The sequence below is a fragment of the Burkholderia alba genome, from assembly GCF_034721475.1.
GTDB lineage: Bacteria > Pseudomonadota > Gammaproteobacteria > Burkholderiales > Burkholderiaceae > Burkholderia > Burkholderia alba.
This window is the reverse complement of sequence record NZ_JAWJWL010000008.1, coordinates 89643-107848: the sequence shown is the minus strand read 5'-3', so window position 1 is coordinate 107848 and position 18206 is coordinate 89643. Positions and strand designations below refer to the sequence as shown.

Annotated in this window: 15 protein-coding genes and 2 pseudogenes; 10 read left to right on the top strand and 7 right to left on the bottom strand. The window is 65.9% G+C overall.

Annotation, left to right across the window (positions count from 1 at the left end; translation table 11 throughout):
* Window positions 1–126 precede the first annotated feature (126 nt).
* From RZR99_RS11175 to RZR99_RS11150, 6 genes and pseudogenes are all read right to left on the bottom strand, one after another.
* Window positions 127–699, bottom strand: a complete 573-nt coding sequence (locus tag RZR99_RS11175; RefSeq protein ID WP_323119819.1) for a chloramphenicol phosphotransferase CPT family protein — start codon at window positions 697–699, stop codon at window positions 127–129.
* Between the two features lie 300 nt (window positions 700–999).
* A complete protein-coding gene (acnA, locus tag RZR99_RS11170) occupies window positions 1000–3717 on the bottom strand; it encodes an aconitate hydratase AcnA (RefSeq protein ID WP_323119818.1) in 2718 nt (905 codons plus the stop codon).
* Window positions 3718–3765: 48 nt separating this feature from the next.
* Window positions 3766–5217 (bottom strand): bifunctional 2-methylcitrate dehydratase/aconitate hydratase, encoded by a 1452-nt coding sequence (locus tag RZR99_RS11165; protein ID WP_323119817.1) that lies wholly within the window; start codon window positions 5215–5217, stop codon window positions 3766–3768.
* 22 nt (window positions 5218–5239) lie between these two features.
* Window positions 5240–5749 carry a hypothetical protein gene (locus RZR99_RS11160; RefSeq protein ID WP_323119816.1) on the bottom strand — a complete coding sequence of 170 codons (510 nt, stop codon included), beginning with the start codon at window positions 5747–5749 and terminating at the stop codon, window positions 5240–5242.
* Window positions 5750–6125: 376 nt separating this feature from the next.
* Window positions 6126–7121, bottom strand: a pseudogene (locus tag RZR99_RS11155) (HpcH/HpaI aldolase/citrate lyase family protein); the annotation flags it as partial.
* A 160-nt stretch (window positions 7122–7281) separates the two neighbouring features.
* A complete protein-coding gene (locus RZR99_RS11150; RefSeq protein ID WP_323119815.1) occupies window positions 7282–8265 on the bottom strand; it encodes a malate dehydrogenase in 984 nt (327 codons plus the stop codon).
* A gap of 297 nt (window positions 8266–8562) precedes the next feature.
* Here RZR99_RS11150 and RZR99_RS11145 point away from each other — a divergent pair, with 297 nt between their 5' ends.
* The 7 genes from RZR99_RS11145 (at window position 8563) to gltA (ending at window position 14590) form a co-directional block, all read left to right on the top strand.
* Window positions 8563–9393 (top strand): GntR family transcriptional regulator, encoded by an 831-nt coding sequence (locus RZR99_RS11145; protein WP_323119814.1) that lies wholly within the window; start codon window positions 8563–8565, stop codon window positions 9391–9393.
* Window positions 9394–9557: 164 nt separating this feature from the next.
* Complete coding sequence (sdhC, locus tag RZR99_RS11140; RefSeq protein WP_323119813.1) at window positions 9558–9974, top strand: succinate dehydrogenase, cytochrome b556 subunit; 417 nt, start codon at window positions 9558–9560, stop codon at window positions 9972–9974.
* Between the two features lie 4 nt (window positions 9975–9978).
* Window positions 9979–10347 (top strand): succinate dehydrogenase, hydrophobic membrane anchor protein, encoded by a 369-nt coding sequence (sdhD, locus tag RZR99_RS11135; RefSeq protein ID WP_323119812.1) that lies wholly within the window; start codon window positions 9979–9981, stop codon window positions 10345–10347.
* Between the two features lie 4 nt (window positions 10348–10351).
* Window positions 10352–12127, top strand: coding sequence for a succinate dehydrogenase flavoprotein subunit (gene sdhA, locus RZR99_RS11130; RefSeq protein WP_323119811.1), 1776 nt, complete (start codon window positions 10352–10354; stop codon window positions 12125–12127).
* Window positions 12128–12151: 24 nt separating this feature from the next.
* Entirely contained in the window at window positions 12152–12853 is a 702-nt protein-coding gene (locus RZR99_RS11125) for a succinate dehydrogenase iron-sulfur subunit (protein WP_323119810.1), read from the top strand.
* A gap of 108 nt (window positions 12854–12961) precedes the next feature.
* Window positions 12962–13234: an FAD assembly factor SdhE gene (locus RZR99_RS11120; RefSeq protein WP_323119809.1), complete on the top strand. Its 273-nt coding sequence runs from the start codon at window positions 12962–12964 to the stop codon at window positions 13232–13234.
* Window positions 13235–13288: 54 nt separating this feature from the next.
* A complete protein-coding gene (gltA, locus tag RZR99_RS11115) occupies window positions 13289–14590 on the top strand; it encodes a citrate synthase (RefSeq protein ID WP_323119808.1) in 1302 nt (433 codons plus the stop codon).
* A gap of 67 nt (window positions 14591–14657) precedes the next feature.
* Here the strand turns inward: gltA and RZR99_RS11110 are convergent, their stop codons facing one another.
* Window positions 14658–15632: an AraC family transcriptional regulator gene (locus tag RZR99_RS11110; protein WP_323119807.1), complete on the bottom strand. Its 975-nt coding sequence runs from the start codon at window positions 15630–15632 to the stop codon at window positions 14658–14660.
* 57 nt (window positions 15633–15689) lie between these two features.
* On the opposite strand from RZR99_RS11110, the pseudogene RZR99_RS11105 reads away from it, so the two are divergent.
* From RZR99_RS11105 to RZR99_RS11095, 3 genes and pseudogenes are all read left to right on the top strand, one after another.
* A pseudogene (locus tag RZR99_RS11105) lies at window positions 15690–16078 on the top strand (VOC family protein).
* Window positions 16079–16213: 135 nt separating this feature from the next.
* A complete protein-coding gene (locus RZR99_RS11100; protein WP_323119806.1) occupies window positions 16214–16594 on the top strand; it encodes a VOC family protein in 381 nt (126 codons plus the stop codon).
* Window positions 16595–16762: 168 nt separating this feature from the next.
* A complete protein-coding gene (locus RZR99_RS11095) occupies window positions 16763–18025 on the top strand; it encodes a DUF1479 domain-containing protein (RefSeq protein ID WP_323119805.1) in 1263 nt (420 codons plus the stop codon).
* Window positions 18026–18206: the final 181 nt, after the last annotated feature.

The window sequence follows — 18206 nt, the reverse complement described above, 5'->3', positions numbered from 1 at the left end:
ATGATATTGCCGTCGCCATCAATCGGGAACCTTACCGAGACTGCCGTCGGCGTCCGAGGCGGCTGCCGGCGACGGAACGGTCATCCATGCCGGCAGTCGGGCCGTGCTTCGCATGGCGGGCCTTCTTCAATTCGACGAGAGAATGCGCTGTGCCAGCGCATGCATGACCTGTCGCGCGCATGCTTCCGGACTGGCCTCCCCGGTATCGACCGTCACGTCGTAGGTCATCCCGGCATGCACCTTGTCATACTGCCATCGGGCCAGTCCGATCGGCCGGTCGCCGCGCTGCCGTTCCCTTTCTTCGAGCACGTCGAGCGGGCAGTAGACGCCCACGACGAGCGGCTGGAATGGGGCGAGCAGGCGAGCGTATTCCTGCTTCTCGTCACCGAGCAGCACGTCGTCGACGATGAGAGGGTTTCCGGTCGCCGCCATCGCGACGACGGCGCTTCGCATGCCCCGCATGGTCCGTTGGGCGATCGGGCCGCTGCGTATCGATACGACGCGCCGACCGTCCTCGACCGACGATGCGAAGGTGAAGCCGTCCGGATCGTTCAGATAACGCGCCGGCAGCATGTCCAGGAACGCATCCATCCGGACGTGCAGGAACGGCTCCCGCGATGCGTTCTGTAGTGCGCGAGCCAGGGATGTCTTCCCGGCGCTGCCCGCGCCGTTGAGCAAGATGACCTTCGCGGCTTCCATCGTTATCGACCTGTCGGCTTTCGGGACCGAGCGGATGATAACCCGCCGGGGCGGCGCGGGCTTCGGCCGCGGGAGATCGGCGGGTTTCGCGCGGCAGGCCTCGGGGACATTGCCTCGGGTCGTGCGGAGCCTATGAGGGGGAGGGGGGATGCGAGGGCCTGCCGCCAGGCGGGAGCCTCTCTTGCCCCGGTTGTCGCTTCGAACGCCCGTGCGCGATAAAAAAAAGCCCGGCGGAGCCGGGCTTCAAATCGGCCGCGCACCGCCTTGCGGCGACACGCGGCACCTGCAAAAGCAGGGCGCTTACGCTGCGAGCAGCGAGCGCAGCACGAACGGCAGGATCCCGCCGTGCTTGTAGTAGTCGACTTCGATCGGCGTATCGATGCGCAGCAGCACCGGCACGCGCTTCGTTTCGCCGTTCTTGCGATGGATCACGAGCGTGACGTCCTGCTGCGGCTTGAAGTTGTCGCCGAGATCTTCGACGTCGTAGGTCTCGTCGCCGGTGATGCCGAGCGACTGGACGCTGTCCGAACCCTTGAACTGCAGCGGCAGGACGCCCATGCCGACCAGGTTCGAGCGATGGATACGCTCGAAGCTGCGGGCGATCACGGCCTTCACGCCGAGCAGCTGGGTACCCTTCGCCGCCCAGTCGCGCGACGAGCCCGTGCCGTACTCCTCGCCCGCGAACACGACGGTCGGGGTGTCGGCGCCGACGTATTTCATCGCGGCATCGTAGATCGACAGCTGTTCGCCGCTCGGCTGGTGGATCGTCAGGCCGCCTTCGACACGCGTGCCGTCCGCCTTCGCCGGGATCATCAGATTCTTGATCCGCACGTTCGCGAACGTGCCGCGCATCATCACGTCATGGTTGCCGCGGCGCGAGCCGTAGCTGTTGAAGTCGGCCTTCTGCACGCCGTTCTCCTTCAGCCACCGGCCTGCCGGCGAGTCTTCCTTGATCGAGCCTGCCGGGCTGATGTGGTCGGTCGTCACGGAATCGCCGAAGATGCCGAGCGCGCGCGCGCCCGTGACCGCGGCGATCGAGCCGGCCGGCTCCATCGAGAAATCGTTGCCGAAGAACGGCGGTTCCGCGATGTAGGTCGACTTCGGCCAGTCGTACACTTGGCCGGTCTCGCCTTCGATCTTGCTCCAGAGGTCGCCCTTCTTCGTCAGCTTCGCGTAGTTTTCCTCGAACTTCTTCGGATCCAGTGCGTACTTGAGCAGCGCATGGACTTCCTCGCTCGTCGGCCAGATGTCGCCGAGGTAGATGTCCTTGCCGCCACGGCCCTTGCCGACCGGCTCCGTCATCAGGTCGCGCGTGATGTTGCCGGCGATCGCGTAGGCGACCACCAGCGGGGGCGACGCCAGGAAGTTCGCGCGGATGTTCGGGTGGATCCGCGCTTCGAAGTTGCGGTTGCCCGACAGCACGGCGGCCGCGACGATGTCGTTCTTGGTGATCGCTTCGTTCAGCTCCGGCGTCAGATCGCCCGCGTTGCCGATACAGGTCGTGCAGCCGTATGCGGCCAGCTCGAAGCCCAGCTTCGACAGATAGGGCAGCAGGCCCGTCTTGGTCAGGTATTCGGTGACGATCCGCGATCCCGGCGCGAGCGACGTCTTGATGTGCGGCGCGACCGTCAGGCCCGCTTCCACGGCCTTCTTCGCCAGCAGGCCGGCGGCGAGCAGCACGCTCGGGTTCGACGTGTTCGTGCACGACGTGATCGCGGCGATCAGCACGTCGCCGTTCTTCACGTCGACGCCGTTGCTGGTCGTGTACTGAGCCGACAGGTCGGCCGACTTCTTCGCGAAACCGTTTTCAGCGACGGGCTTCGAGAACAGGTCGGTGAAGGTCGACTTCACGTTGCCGATCTCGATCCGGTCCTGCGGACGCTTCGGGCCCGCCAGCGACGGCGCGACGGACGAGAGGTCGAGCGTCAGCGTCTTCGTGTAATCGATGTCGCCGGCTTTCGGGATACCGAACAGATCCTGCGCCTTGAAGTAGTTTTCGAACGCGGCGATCTCGGCCTTCGTGCGGCCCGTGCCCTTGAAGTAGTCGATGGTCTTTTCGTCGACCGGGAAGAAGCCCATCGTCGCGCCGTACTCCGGCGCCATGTTCGCGATCGTCGCGCGGTCCGGCAGCGCGAGCGTCTTGGTGCCTTCGCCGAAGAACTCGACGAACTTGCCGACGACCTTCTCCTTGCGCAGCATCTCGGTGATGGTCAGCACCAGGTCGGTGGCCGTCACGCCTTCGCGCAGCTTGCCCTTCAGCTCGACGCCGACGACGTCCGGCGTGAGGAAGTACACCGGCTGGCCGAGCATGCCGGCTTCCGCCTCGATGCCGCCTACGCCCCAGCCCACCACGCCGATGCCGTTGATCATCGTCGTGTGGCTGTCCGTGCCGACCAGCGTGTCCGGGTAGTACACGGTGTCGCCGCTTTCGGTCTTCTTGTGCACGCCGCGCGCGAGGTATTCGAGGTTCACCTGGTGAACGATGCCCACGCCCGGCGGCACGACCTTGAACGTGTTGAACGCCTGCATGCCCCACTTCATGAACTGGTAGCGCTCGTTGTTGCGCTGGAATTCCAGCTTCATGTTCAGGTCGAGCGCATCCTTCTGGCGGAAGTAATCGATCTGCACCGAGTGATCGACGACGAGATCGACCGGGACCAGCGGTTCGATCTTCTTCGGGTTCTTGCCCGAGCGTTCGGCGACGCCGCGCATCGCGGCGATGTCGGCGAGCAGCGGCACGCCGGTGAAATCCTGCAGCACCACGCGCGACACGACGAACGGAATTTCGTCGACGCGCTTGCCGTTCGGCTGCCAGTTCGCGAGCTGTTCGATGTGCTCTTCAGTGATCTTCTTGCCGTCGTAGTTGCGCAGCACCGATTCGAGCACGATCCGGATCGACACCGGCAGGCGCTCGATCTTCGTCTTCAGTTCCTTGCCGAGCTTCGGCAGCGAGTAGAACTTGCCTTTGCCGGAACCGCTGTCGAATTCCTTGAGGGTTTTGTGGAGATTGTGGGCCATGGTATTTTCCTGGGGTTAAGGCGAGGAAAGAAACTCTGTATTTGACGGCTAGATCACGTACAGATCGACGTATTCATTGACCGGCATCGCTTCGAGCTTTACCTGATCCAGCGACACGTCGAGAATCGCTTGTTGCTGCCTGGGAGGGAAACGGCGCGCGAGGTTGGTCCTGAACTTCTCGACCAGGAGCGGTATCCCTTCCGTCCGGCGGCGCCGGTGGCCGAGCGGATACTCGACCACCACCTCCGCCAGCGTCGATCCGTCGTTCAGCTCGAGCGTCAAGGCGTTCGCGATCGAGCGTTTGTCCGGGTCGTGATAATCCTTCGTGAACTGCGCATCCTCGACGCAGGTCATCGTCGCGCGCAGCGCGTCGATGCGCGGGTCGCCCGCGACGTCGTCCTCGTAATCCGCGGCGGTGAGGCGGCCGTACAGCAGCGGCACCGCGATCATGTACTGGAGGCAGTGGTCGCGGTCGGCGGGGTTCGCGAGCGGCCCCCGCTTGTCGATGATCCGCAGCGCCGCTTCGTGCGTGCGGATCGCGACCCGCCGGATGTCGGCGGCCGACTTGCCCGCGGCGGCCAGTTGCGCATGCAGCGCGAGCGCGGCCTCGGCCGCGGTCTGCGCATGGAATTCGGCCGGGAAGGCGATCTTGAACAGCACGTTTTCCATCACGTAACTGTCATACGGGCGCTGGAAACGGAACGCGGCGCCGTCGAACAGCACGTCGTAGAACCCCCAGGTCGGGGCGGTCAGCACCGACGGATAGCCCATTTCGCCTGTTCTGGCGATCAGCGCGAGCCGCACCGCGCGCGACGTCGCGTCGCCCGCCGCCCACGATTTGCGCGAACCGGTGTTCGGCGCGTGACGGTAGGTGCGCAGCGCGTGGCCGTCGACGAACGCGAGCGACACCGCGTTGATCAGTTCGTCGCGGGTCAGGCCGAGCAACTGGCCGACCACGGCGGTGGACGCGAGCTTCACGAGCAGGACGTGATCGAGGCCGACCCGGTTGAACGAATTTTCGAGCGCGATGCAGCCCTGGATCTCGTGGGCCTTGATCATCGCGAGGAGCACGGCCTTCATCGCGAGCGGCGGCTTGCCCGCGGCGACGGCGGTGCGCGACAGCCAGTCGGCGGTCGCGAGGATGCCGCCCAGATTGTCGGACGGGTGGCCCCATTCGGCGGCCAGCCAGGTGTCGTTGAAGTCCAGCCAGCGGATCATGGCGCCGAGGCTGAATGCGGCCTGCACCGGATCGAGCTGCAACGACGTGCCGGGCACCCGCGCGCCGTTCGGTACCACCGTGCCGGGCACGATCGGCCCCAGCAGCTTGGTGCAGGCCGGATAGGACAGCGCCTCGAGTCCGCACCCGAGCGTATCGATCAGGCAGTGGCGCGCGGTTTCAAGCGCGAGCGCACTGTCGATCGGATGATTCAGGACGTAATCGACGATCCCGACCAGCACCTGGTCGGGATCGGGTCTTACGTTCCGGCGCGGAGCGGACATCGGGCTTCCTGGCGGCGCGGGCTTAGTTGCCCGGCTTCAGTTCGTTGGACTGGGTCGGCGCCGGCGTGCCTTCCGCGGCCATCTCGGCCGTCTTGCACTCGTCGGCGAGGCGGCTGTCGTCCTTGTCGCTGAACAGCATGCCCTTCGTCGGGATCACGACGAGCTTGAGGCCGCTGGCCGGATCGTAGAACACGTCCGCGCCGGTCGTGGTTGCCTGGCGGGGCAGCTTGTAGTTCTTGTTGGCCCAGTGGACCGTGACGATCTGGTCGCGCTTCATGTCGCCGGCCAGCTGATAGGACAGGCCTTCCTTGCACGACCACTTCACCGCGCCGTCCGGCATCGGATCGACCTTGGCTGCTGCTGCCGCTTGGGCTTTCTTGCTGCGCGGGATGATGCGCTTCTTCGGGGCGGGGCGCTTGGCCGTGGCCTTCTTCGCGGTGGTGGACGAAGCCTGGGCGAATGCGCTCGGCGCCGTGACCAGCATCGTGGCGGACAGCGCGCCGATGGCGGTGGCGATCAGCAGTTTCTTCATGGATTCAGAACCTTTCGATAATCAGTTAACAAGGGCAGGCGGGAATGAGCGCCTGCCGGGTTGAACTGCACGCGCCCCGGAAGCGCGCAGCGGCCGCTATTTTCTCCTATTTGGCCGGACTTACATCAAGTTTTCGGCCGTCTATCGCATGCGCACAACGCGCCGGCCGCCCGCGCGCGGGAGCGTGGCCCCGGCTCATGCGCGGGGCCCGTCCCGCCCGGGTTCCGCGCCGGCCGCGGCCGCGCCGAACAGCGGTGCGGCCGCGGCCGGCCGCGGCCGCACCGCTGTTCGGCGCGGCCGCGGCCGGCCGCGGCCGCACCGCTGTTCGGCGCGGCCGCGGCCGGCCGCGGCCGCACCGCTGTTCGGCGCGGCCGCGGCCGGCCGCGGCCGCGCCGAACAGCGGTGCGGCCGCGGCCGGCAGCGGCTGCCCGGCCGAGCGCGCGCGGCGCAGCACCGACCAGTAATAGCGGTAGCTCGCGCGGTCGTGCAACGTGTCGTCGTGGCGCGTCGGGCCCCAGTCGGCGGTCTGCGCGGCGAGCAGGATCTTGGCCGCGAGGGCGATTTCGTCGCCGCGCGGCGCGAATGCGTCGACGATTTCGCGGATCTGCGCCGGATGGATGCTCCACATCCGCGTATAGCCGAACTCGCTGCGCGCGCGGCGCGCGTCGTCCGCGGCGACCCGCATGTCGCGCACCTCGGTGGTCACGTTATGGGAGGGCGTCTTGCCGTGCGCATGGCAGGCCGCGGCGATCTCGAGCTTCGCGCGGCGAACCAGCGGGTGATCGAACTGGCCGGGCGAGCGCATCGCGCTGTCGGGGATCGCGCCGTGGTGGGCCGAGACGAAATCCATCAGACCGAAGCTCAGCGTGCCGACCGTGGGCAGCGCGGCGATCTGCGCCGCCTGCTGCAGCGCGCCATGGGTTTCGATCAGGACGTCGACCGGAATCGGCTGCGCGATGCCCAGTTCGCGGCGGGTGCCTTCGATGAACGCGCACATTTCGGCGGCGTCGGCCGCGCCGCCGGCTTTCGGGATCGTCAGGTAGGCCGGCGCGCGGGCCGCGCGCAGGATGATGCGGACGTCGTCGCGCCAGTGGGGATGGGCGAAATCGTGGATGCGCGCGCCGACTCGGCCGAAGCGGTTCGATGCGCTGCCCAGCATGGCCGCGACCTGTTGCGCATGCGCGGTTTCCTGGCCGACGGCGGCGCCGTCCTCGCAATCGAGCGTGATGTCGAAGACCGGGCCCAGCTCCGCCTGCAGCGCGAGCGATTTCAGCATCAGCTTCTCGCTGCCCGCGTAATGATCGCAGCAGGGCAGGATCGAGGGGGGCGAAGCGCCGTCGTAGAGCACTTCTGCGGGGGTGGGCGCGGACATCTTTCTGCGTCGGGATCTAGACCAGCGTGGAGAAAATCGGATTCGGGCGGGTTCTGGCCGGTGGGCAAAACACGCTCGGATCGGATTCCGGGCGAGGCCGGACCCGGTCCGGCCTGCTTGCCGGAACCCGCCGCGATGCGGCGAGGTCCGGTCTGCCGTATTACTTCAGCAGGTGGGCGACGCCGTCGCGCTCTTCGAGCAGTTCGGCCAGCGTGCCGTCCATCTTCTCGCGCGAGAACGCATCGATTTCGAGGCCTTCGACGCGCTTGTATTCGCCGTTTTCGCAGGTCACCGGCACGCCGTAGACGATGTCTTCGGGGATGCTGTACGAGCCGTCCGACGGGATGCCCATCGTGACCCACTTGCCGTTGGTGCCGAGCACCCAGTCACGCACGTGGTCGATCGCCGCGTTGGCCGCCGATGCCGCCGACGACAGGCCGCGCGCTTCGATGATCGCCGCGCCGCGCTTGCCGACGGTCGGGATGAACGTGTTGCGGTTCCATTCGTCGTCGCTGATCAGCTTCAGCAGCGATGCGCCTTCGACGGTCGCGAAGCGGAAGTCGGGGTACATCGTCGGCGAGTGGTTGCCCCACACGGCGAGCTTTTCGATCGACGCGACCGGCTTGCCGGCCTTCGCGGCGAGCTGCGACAGCGCGCGGTTGTGGTCGAGGCGCAGCATCGCGGTGAAATTCTTCTTCGGCAGGTCCGGCGCCGACTTCATCGCGATGTACGCGTTGGTGTTGGCCGGGTTGCCGACCACCAGGACCTTCACGTCGCGGCTCGCGACTTCGTTCAGCGCGGCGCCCTGAACCGTGAAGATTTCGGCGTTCGCCGACAGCAGATCCTTGCGCTCCATGCCTTTCGAGCGCGGACGGGCACCGACCAGCAGCGCGACGTCGGCATCCTTGAAGGCGACCTTCGGGTCGTCCGTGACCACGACGCCCGCGAGCAGCGGGAACGCGCAGTCATCCAGTTCCATCACGACGCCTTTGACGGCGGCTTGCGCTTGCGGGAGGTCGAGCAGTTGCAGGACGACCGGCTGATCCTTGCCGAGCAGGTCGCCGTTCGCGATGCGAAATAGCAGCGAATAAGCGATTTGACCTGCGGCGCCGGTGACGGCAACGCGCTTTGCGGGCTTAGCCATTGAAAATCTCCAGGACGATGAGCGTAGGACGCTAGGGAAAACGCCATTCTATGCGCGTTACACGTAGCGTTGCATTGAAGCTGGGCGGAGGAGTCGCGGTTGCATGCGCGGAACGCCCGAAGACAGGGCGCGGCGCGTGGCCCGGGACGCGCTTTGCAGCCCGCGAACCCTTGCTCGCCCCGGAGTTTAGGAGCGAGGCCGTTCAAAGTCAAACGGTATCTTATGTCTTATATAAGACAGATGTTTTGCGGGGAATGAACTGGACGGAAAACCCGGGTTTATGATGAAATGCGCGCCATGACATCGAACCAGGCGAGCACAGCGAATCCGGGCGGCGCGGCCGGCCAGGGCACGGCAGGCCAAGGCGCGGCCGGCGCCGGCCAGGCCGGCGGCGAAGCCGCGGCTTCGCCGTCGCCCACCTTCAGTCCGCTCTATCAGCAGATCAAGGCGCTGATCACGCAGAGCCTCGAAACCGGCGAATGGAAGCCGGGCGAGATCATCCCGAGCGAAGTGGAGCTGGCGGGCCGCTATAAGGTCAGCCAGGGTACCGTGCGCAAGGCGATCGACGAACTGGCGGCGGACAACCTGCTGGTGCGGCGCCAGGGCAAGGGTACCTTCGTTGCCACCCATAGTGAAGAGCGCGCGCAGTTCCGGTTTCTCCGGCTGCTCGCCGACGACGGCGCCGAGCATCCGCACGTGAGCCGCCTGCTGGAGTGCCGCCGGCTGCGCGCGCCGGCCGAGATCGCCCGCCAGCTGGACCTCAAGCCGGCCGATCCGGTCGTGCAGATGCGCCGGCTGCTCGAATTTGACAGCGAAGTGACAGTGCTCGACGAAATCTGGCTGCCGGGCGCGATGTTCCGCGGCCTGACCTTCGAGCGCCTGAGCGACTACAAGGGGCCGCTCTACGCGATGTTCGAGAGCGAGTTCGGCACCCGGATGATCCGCGCGACCGAGAAAGTCCGCGCGGTAGCCGCCGAACCGGCCGTGGCCGACCTGCTGGGCGTGCCGGCGGGGTTTCCGCTGTTGTCGGTCGAGCGCGTGTCCTATACCTATGGTGACCGGCCGGTCGAAGTGCGGCGGGGATGGTATGTCACAACCGGGTATTACTATCAGAACGACCTGAGCTGAACCGGGCACAAGATGAGGGCGGGCTGGCGTTCCCACGCGCCAAGCACGTTCCGGGCCGCCTTTGTTCCATGTCGCGCAATGATCCAGAGCGGACTTTCGCTGCAGCGCGATATAAAAAGGCGCTAAAATTACGGATTAGTGTGACAACATAGTAGGGGTCTAGCATGACTGAAGCAGTAAGAAAACCGAGGCCGGAGTATCGGAACATCGGCTTCGGCGACATAACGCTCAAGTACCGCCTGCCGCTAGCGGCCAAGGTCTCGATTCTCCACCGGGTTAGCGGTGCGCTGCTGTTCTTGTTCCTTCCGTTCCTGCTGTACCTCTTCGACCAGAGCCTGACGTCCGAACTCAGCTTCGAGGTCTTCAAGGCTTTCCTCTCCAACATCGTCGTCAAGCTCGTCGTCCTCGCGCTGTCGTGGGCCTTCCTGTTCCATTTCTGCGCGGGTATCCGTCACCTGCTGATGGACATGAACCACGACTCGGTCACTAAGGAAAGCGGCCAGCGCACCTCGGTGATCGTGCTCGTCATCTCGACGCTCCTCACGATCGCCGTGGCTCTCAAACTGTTCGGAGCATTCTAAGAAAATGGCAGCCCACAATCGAATCGGCTCGAAGCGCCTCGTCGTCGGCGCTCACTACGGCCTGCGCGACTGGCTCGCCCAGCGCGTCACCGGGACGATCATGGCGATCTACACCGTGATCCTGCTCGCGTGGTTCTTCACCGCGCGCGATTTCTCGTACGAAGGCTGGGCGTCGATCTTCGCGACGCAATGGATGAAGCTCGCGACCTTCGTCACGCTGCTCTCGCTCTTCTATCACGCGTGGGTCGGCATTCGCGACATCTGGATGGACTACGTGAAGCCCGTCGGTGTGCGCCTGCTGCTGCAATCGCTGACCATCGTCTGGCTGCTCGCGAGCGCGGGCTACGCCGCGCAGATTCTCTGGAGAGTTTAAAAGAATGGCTGCAATCAAAACTTCCCTGCCGCGTCGCAAGTTCGACGTGGTGATCGTCGGCGCGGGCGGCTCGGGGATGCGCGCGTCGCTGCAACTGTCGCGCGCGGGCCTCTCGGTGTGCGTGCTGTCGAAGGTGTTTCCCACCCGTTCGCATACGGTCGCCGCGCAAGGCGGGATCGGCGCGTCGCTCGGCAACATGAGCGAAGACAACTGGCACTACCACTTCTACGACACGATCAAGGGTTCCGACTGGCTCGGCGACCAGGACGCGATCGAGTTCATGTGCCGTGAAGCGCCGAACGCCGTGTACGAGCTGGAACACTTCGGCATGCCGTTCGACCGCAACGCCGACGGCACGATCTATCAGCGCCCGTTCGGCGGCCATACCGCGAACTACGGCGAAAAGCCGGTGCAGCGCGCCTGCGCGGCCGCGGACCGTACCGGTCACGCGCTGCTGCACACGCTGTATCAGCAAAACGTCCAGGCGAAGACGCAGTTCTTCGTCGAGTGGATGGCGCTCGACCTGATCCGCGACGCCGACGGCGACGTGCTGGGCGTCACCGCGCTCGAAATGGAAACGGGCGACGTCTACATCCTCGAAGGCAAGACCACGCTGTTCGCCACGGGCGGCGCGGGCCGGATCTTCGCGGCGTCGACCAACGCGTTCATCAATACGGGCGACGGCCTCGGCATGGCGGCCCGTTCGGGCATCGCGCTGCAGGACATGGAGTTCTGGCAATTCCACCCGACCGGCGTGGCCGGCGCGGGCGTGCTGATCACGGAAGGGGTGCGCGGCGAAGGCGGCATCCTGCGCAACGCGAACGGCGAGCGCTTCATGGAGCGCTATGCGCCGACGCTGAAGGATCTGGCGCCGCGCGATTTCGTGTCGCGCTCGATGGACCAGGAAATCAAGGAAGGCCGCGGCGTGGGTCCGAACAAGGACCACGTGCTGCTCGACCTGTCGCACATCGGCGCCGAGACGATCATGAAGCGTCTGCCGTCGATCCGCGAGATCGCACTCAAGTTCGCGAACGTCGACTGTATCAAGGAACCGATTCCCGTCGTGCCGACGATCCACTACCAGATGGGCGGCATCCCGACCAACATTCACGGTCAGGTGGTGGGCACGTCGCGCGGTCACGAGGAGCCGGTCAACGGCTTCTACGCGGTCGGCGAATGCTCGTGCGTGTCGGTGCACGGCGCGAACCGCCTCGGCACGAACTCGCTGCTCGATCTGGTGGTGTTCGGCCGCGCGGCCGGCAACCACATCGTCGAACATGTGAAGAACCAGCGCGACCACAAGCCGCTGCCGGCCGATGCGGCCGATTTCTCGCTCGCGCGCCTCGACAAGCTCGAGAAGTCCTCGTCGGGCGAGTACACGCAGGACATCGCGAACGATATCCGCGCGACGATGCAGAAGCACGCGGGCGTGTTCCGCACGTCGAAGCTGCTCGAGGAAGGCGTCGGGCAGATGCAGGGCCTCGCGGATCGCGCGGCCCACGTGCATCTGAAGGACAAGTCGAAGGTGTTCAACACCGCGCGCGTCGAAGCGCTCGAGCTGGCGAACCTGATCGAAGTCGCGCGCGCGACGATGGTCTCCGCCGAAGCCCGCAAGGAAAGCCGCGGCGCGCATGCGCATAGCGACTACGAGCATCGCGACGACGACAACTGGCTGCGCCACACGCTGTGGTTCAGCGAAGGCGACCGCCTCGACTACAAGCCCGTCCATATGAAACCGCTGACGGTCGAATCCGTCCCGCCGAAGGCGCGTACGTTCTAAGAAGCCGAGTCAAAGGAATCTGAAATGGCCAAACGCATTTTTGAAGTCTACCGCTACGATCCGGACAAGGACGCCGCGCCGCGCATGCAGACGTACGAGCTGGAGCTCGACCACGAACGCATGCTGCTCGACGCGCTGGTCAAGCTGAAGGCGGTGGATGAGACCCTGTCGTTCCGCCGTTCGTGCCGCGAAGGCGTGTGCGGCTCGGACGCGATGAACATCAACGGCAAGAACGGCCTCGCGTGCCTGACGAACCTGAACGATCTGCCGCAAAAGATCGTGCTGCGTCCGCTGCCGGGCCTGCCGGTCGTGCGCGACCTGATCTGCGACTTCACGCAGTTCTTCAACCAGTATCATTCGATCAAGCCGTATCTGATCAACGACGCGCCGCCGCCGGAGAAGGAGCGCCTGCAGTCGCCGGAAGAGCGCGACGAGCTCGACGGACTGTACGAGTGCATTCTGTGCGCGAGCTGCTCGACGTCGTGCCCGAGCTTCTGGTGGAATCCGGACAAGTTCGTCGGCCCCGCCGGCCTGCTGCAAGCCTATCGTTTCATCGCGGACAGCCGCGATCGCGCGACGGGCGAGCGTCTCGACAACCTGGAAGATCCGTACCGTCTGTTCCGCTGCCATACGATCATGAACTGCGTCGACGTGTGCCCGAAGGGGCTCAACCCGACGAAGGCGATCGGCAAGATCAAGGAATTGATGGTTCGTCGCACGGTTTGATATGACGATCCTCCTACTCGCTTCGCCGGCGGCTTCCCGAAAGGGCGGCGGTCCGGTTTCCCCGAGGGCGCTGTCCTCGGGGCGCGGGGCGGTCCGGCGCGTACCGACATGAACGATACGCCGCACCAGTCCGACCCGCACCGCCGCGCACGCCTTCGCTGGCGCGCGCGGCGCGGTCTGCTGGAGAACGATCTCATTTTCGAGCGTTTCTTCAGCCGACACGAGCATGACCTCACCGATGCCGACGTAGGCGCCCTGTCGCGCCTGCTCGATCTGAGCGACAACGACCTGATGGACTTGCTGCTTGCCCGCAAGGAACCAGAAGGCGACCTTGCCGGCCCGGAAATTTCCCGGCTGCTGGAGATGCTGCGCAACGCCTGACCGCGTTGCGCCCGTTATCGAATCCCGTTTCTATATTTCGATTGAGGATGTGCCATGACTCCGTCTGATGTAAAAGCCACGCTATCGTTCAGCGACAATTCGCCGAGCGTCGAAATGCCTATCTACAAGGGCACGATGGGCCCGGATGTGATCGACATCCGCAAGCTGTACGGCCAGACCGGCAAGTTCACGTATGACCCGGGCTTCATGTCGACGGCATCGTGCAACTCGGCAATCACGTACATCGACGGCGACAAGGGCGAGCTGCTGTACCGCGGCTACCCGATCGACAACCTCGCGCAGAACGCCGATTTCCTCGAAACCTGCTACCTGCTGCTGAAGGGCGAGCTGCCGAACGCGGCGCAGAAGAAGGAATTCGTGCACACCGTCACGCAGCATACGATGGTGCACGAGCAGATGCACTTCTTCTTCCGCGGCTTCCGTCGCGATGCGCATCCGATGGCGGTGCTGGTGGCGGCCGTGGGCGCGCTGTCGGCGTTCTATCACGATTCGCTCGACATCAACGAACCGCGTCACCGCGAAGTGTCGGCGATCCGCATGATCGCGAAGCTGCCGACGCTCGTCGCGATGGCGTACAAGTTCAGCATCGGCCAGCCGTTCGTTTATCCGAAGAACGAACTGTCGTACAGCGCGAACTTCATGCACATGATGTTCTCGAACCCGTGCGAAGAGTACAAGGTCAACGACGTGCTGGTGCGCGCGCTCGACCGGATCCTGATCCTGCACGCGGACCACGAGCAGAATGCGTCGACGTCGACCGTGCGTCTCGCCGGCTCGTCGGGCGCGAACCCGTTCGCGTGTATCGCGGCCGGCATCGCCTGTCTGTGGGGCCCGGCGCACGGCGGCGCGAACGAAGCCGCGCTCAACATGCTCGAGCAGATCGGTTCGGCCGACAACATCCCCGAATTCATCAAGCAGGTGAAGGACAAGAATTCGGGCGTGAAGCTGATGGGCTTCGGTCACCGCGTGTACAAGAACTACGATCCGCGTGCGAAGCTGATGCGCGAAACGTGCTACGAAGTGCTGAACGAACTGGGCCTGCACGACGATCCGCTGTTCAAGCTCGCGATGCAGCTCGAGAAGATCGCGCTGGAAGACGAATACTTCGTGTCGCGCAAGCTGTACCCGAACGTCGACTTCTATTCGGGCATCGTCCAGCGCGCGCTGGGTATCCCGACCTCGATGTTCACGTGCATTTTCGCGATGGCGCGTACGGTCGGCTGGATCGCGCAATGGAACGAAATGATTGCCGATCCGGAGCAAAAGATCGGTCGTCCGCGTCAGCTGTTCGTCGGCGAATCGCCGCGCGAAGCGAAGCCGATCTCGGCACGCTAAGCGTCTCCCGTTTCGTGCGCGGCCGGCCGCGCGCGAAACCGGTTCGCTCGGAAAACACCCCGACGGCTCAGGCCGCCGGGGTGTTTTTTTTGCGCGGTTTCGCGGCGGCGGTCGCGCGGTCGAGCGACGGCGGACGGGTGTCCGGATCGGCCGCATCGTCACCGTCGGGCGGGTGGCCGTGCGCCGCGAAAAACTGCCGGTAGGCGCGGGGCGTCATGCCGCGCGTTGCGAGGAACTGGCGGTTGAAGTTCGCGAGGTTCGGGAAGCCGGATCGCGCGGCGACGAGCGCGACCGGCCAGTCGGTCGCGGCCAGCTGGCGGGCCGCGTGCGCGATCCTCAGCCGTTGCAGATAGCGGCCGATGCTGGCGCCGACGTGCTGCGCGAAGCGGCGCTGCAGCGAACGTTCCGATAGATGGGCGACCGCCGCCAGTTCGGCGACGCGCAGCGGCTCGTGAAAACGGCGGTCGAGCAGGTCGAGCACGCGATCGAGTCGTTCGGCCTCCGGGATTTCGCCTGGATCGCTACCGCGATAGGCGGCGGGCGTGGCCAGTGGCGTCGCGGCGGCCTCCGCCAGTTCGGCGAGCGTGTCGAGGGCGGCGGCCAGCCGGGTGCGGGGTGCGCGATCGAGCAGGGCCGGCAGGCGGGCGCGCATCGCTTCGGCCGCGTGCCGGTCGAAGGCGAGCCCGGGCGCGGCCCGGCGCAGCAGCGTATGCAGGCCGGCGTACTCGGGACAGCAGTCGGCGAGATGGCGTGCCCAGTCTCCGCCGAACCAGACCACCAGAGCGATCTGCGGCGCGTCGGGATCGATGCGCGCGTTCGACGCCCAGGTATGCGGCAGATTCGGCGGGACGAGCACGAGATCGTCACCCGCGTAATCGGCGACATGATCGCCGACGAAGCGCCGGCCCCGGCTGTTGAGCGTCAGCGTCAGTTCGTATTCGGGATGGTGGTGCCATTCGAACGGAATCTGCGCGAGCTTGCGGTGATAGACCCGGATCGAACAATCGTCCGGGATGGCGACACGCTCGTATTGCGGTTTCATCGCGGCGCTACCGATGTGGCATCATCGCGCGGAAGCGGCGCGAGAGGAGCGATCCGGGTGTTTTCACATGTCTGCATAGGGGTTGGCGAGGTCGATCGGGCGTATGCGTTTTGTGCGCCGTTGATGGAGGCTTTGCAACGGACGCTCAAGTGTCGCGATGCCGACGGCTGGGCCGGCTGGCAGCCGCCGGATGCAATGCGTCCGCTGTTCCTGATATCGGCCGGCCGTTTGACGGCGCGGCCTTTGCGCCCGGCAACGGCCGGATGGTTGCGCCCGCGGCCTCGTCGCTGGGCGGGGCGACCGCCGCCGGGCGCTCGCGCTGGCGTTGGGCGGGCGCTGCGAAGGGCCGCCGGGATTGCCCGCACTACCGCCCGGATGACGACGGCGCGTATTGTCGCGATCCGGACGGCAACACGCTGTGCGTCTGCTGCCCTGAGCCTGCGTGACCGTGAGGACGCAATCGATCGCCCGGCCCGATTGCAGCGGCATGCGCACGTGCGGCCCCGCCCGCGCATGGCAGCGGCGGGCACCGATGCCGGCGCGCGGCCGGCGGAACCATTGACACAAGCAGGAGACATCCGATGCCGGTGACGGGATTCAGCCATTACAACCTGCGGGCGCCCCGCGAACTGCTCGATACGCTGTGCGCGTTCTATCGCGACATCGTCGGGCTGCGGGTCGGGCCGCGTCCGCCGTTTTCCAGCTTCGGTTACTGGCTTTACGCTGATACGCACGACATCCTCCATCTGACCGAAACCGCGCCCGGCGAAATACGCGCGGTTCATACGGCGACCACGTTCGATCACGTCGCGTTTGCCTGCACCGGCCTGGCCGACGTCGAAAGCGCGTTGGCCGCGCGAGCGGTCCGATACGACAGGAGCCAGGTGCCGGCCACCGGGCAGGTTCAGTTGTTCTTCAGCGATCCCGCCGGCAACGGCGTCGAGCTGAACTTCGTTCCCTAGCGGCTGGCCGCTGGCGGCGTGCCCGTCGGCGCCTCGCCGGCGAGCCATCGCGGACCCGCCGTTGCGCGATACGGCAGAATAGTATCGATATTTGGCGGCATACCATTTCTTTTCGTCGACGTCGGCGCCTACGCTGGCAGCACATTCGACGAACGAAGGAGACTTGGGATGCCGCTGCACATCGATGATTTGCCGACAGCGATTCGCACCGCCAAGACGGCGCTGCGCGCTGCGCTGCCGAATCGCGCGCAGGTGTTTCGCGACCTGGAAGGAGACATCGCCCGGCAGGTCGATGCGATCCGCCGCGATCGCGCGCACGGGGGCGACGCGGTGCCGGTGCTGCGTTTCCAGGACATCGTGTCGGACACGGTCGATCCGGCCTCGGTCGCGGCAATCCGGACGCGCGGCGCGTGCGTGATCCGGGGCGTGTTCGATGCGCATCGCGCGATCGGCTGGAACGACGAGATCGGCGCCTATGTCGACTCGAACGGACTGGACGACAAGCTCAGGCATCGGGCCGAGGATCGCTATTTCGGTACGCTTGCGTCGGCCAAGCCGCAGATCTACGGCATCTACTGGTCGAAGCCGCAGGTCGCCGCGCGCCAGTCCGCGGAACTGACGCGTGCGCGCGTCTTCCTGAACCGGCTCTGGAAAGCCGCCGGCGAAGGCCGCGTCCATTTCGATCCGGCGCAGGTGCCGGCCTATGCGGACAGGCTGCGCCGCCGTCCGCCCGGCTCGGCGTCGCTCGGCCTGTCGCCGCATGTCGACGGCGGGTCGGTCGAGCGCTGGCTGGGCACGAATTACCGGCAGGTCTACCGCCATGTGCTGACGGGTAACTGGCGCGCTTACGATCCGTTCGATGCGGCGTTCCGGCCGGAAGCCGAGGAGATCCCGTCGCCGGCGGTGTGCTCGATGTTCCGCACGTTCCAGGGCTGGACCGCGCTGACGCCGCAAGGCCCCGGCGACGGCACCCTGCAGTTGATTCCGATCGCGAACGCGATGGCTTATGTCGTGCTGCGCGCGCTGCAGGACGACGTGCCCGACGACGATCTGTGCGGTGCGCGGCCCGCCCGCGCATTGTCGATCCTGCCCGAATGGCATGCGCTGCTGCTCGACGCGCTGGTGCCGATTCCGCCCATGCAGCCGGGCGACGCGGTGTTCTGGCATAGCGACGTCGTCCATGCGGTCGAGGACGTGCATCGCGGCAACGGCTACAGCAACGTGATGTACATCCCGGCCGCGCCCGGGTGCGCGAAGAATGCCGCTTACTTGCGGCGCCAGTGGGCGAGTTTTCTGCGCGGCGAGAGTCCGCCGGATTTTCCGGCGGATCATTTCGAGACCGCCTTCGCCGGGCGGGCGCAGGCCGCGGATCTGAGTGCGCTCGGCCGTGCGCAGATGGGGGGTGACGGGGGGGAGCCGGAGCCGACCTGAGGCGGCGGGAAGACGTCAATCAGCGAGATCGATCAGGAGAACTTCGCTTTTGCGTGGGCGGTCCAGGTTGCGGGCAATGGATATCGCATCGTGTCGGACGCCCCCTCCGGCACGATGCGTGCCGTGTTTGAATGATGCAGCACGGCAGCACGGCAGCACGGCAGCACGGCAGCACGGCAGC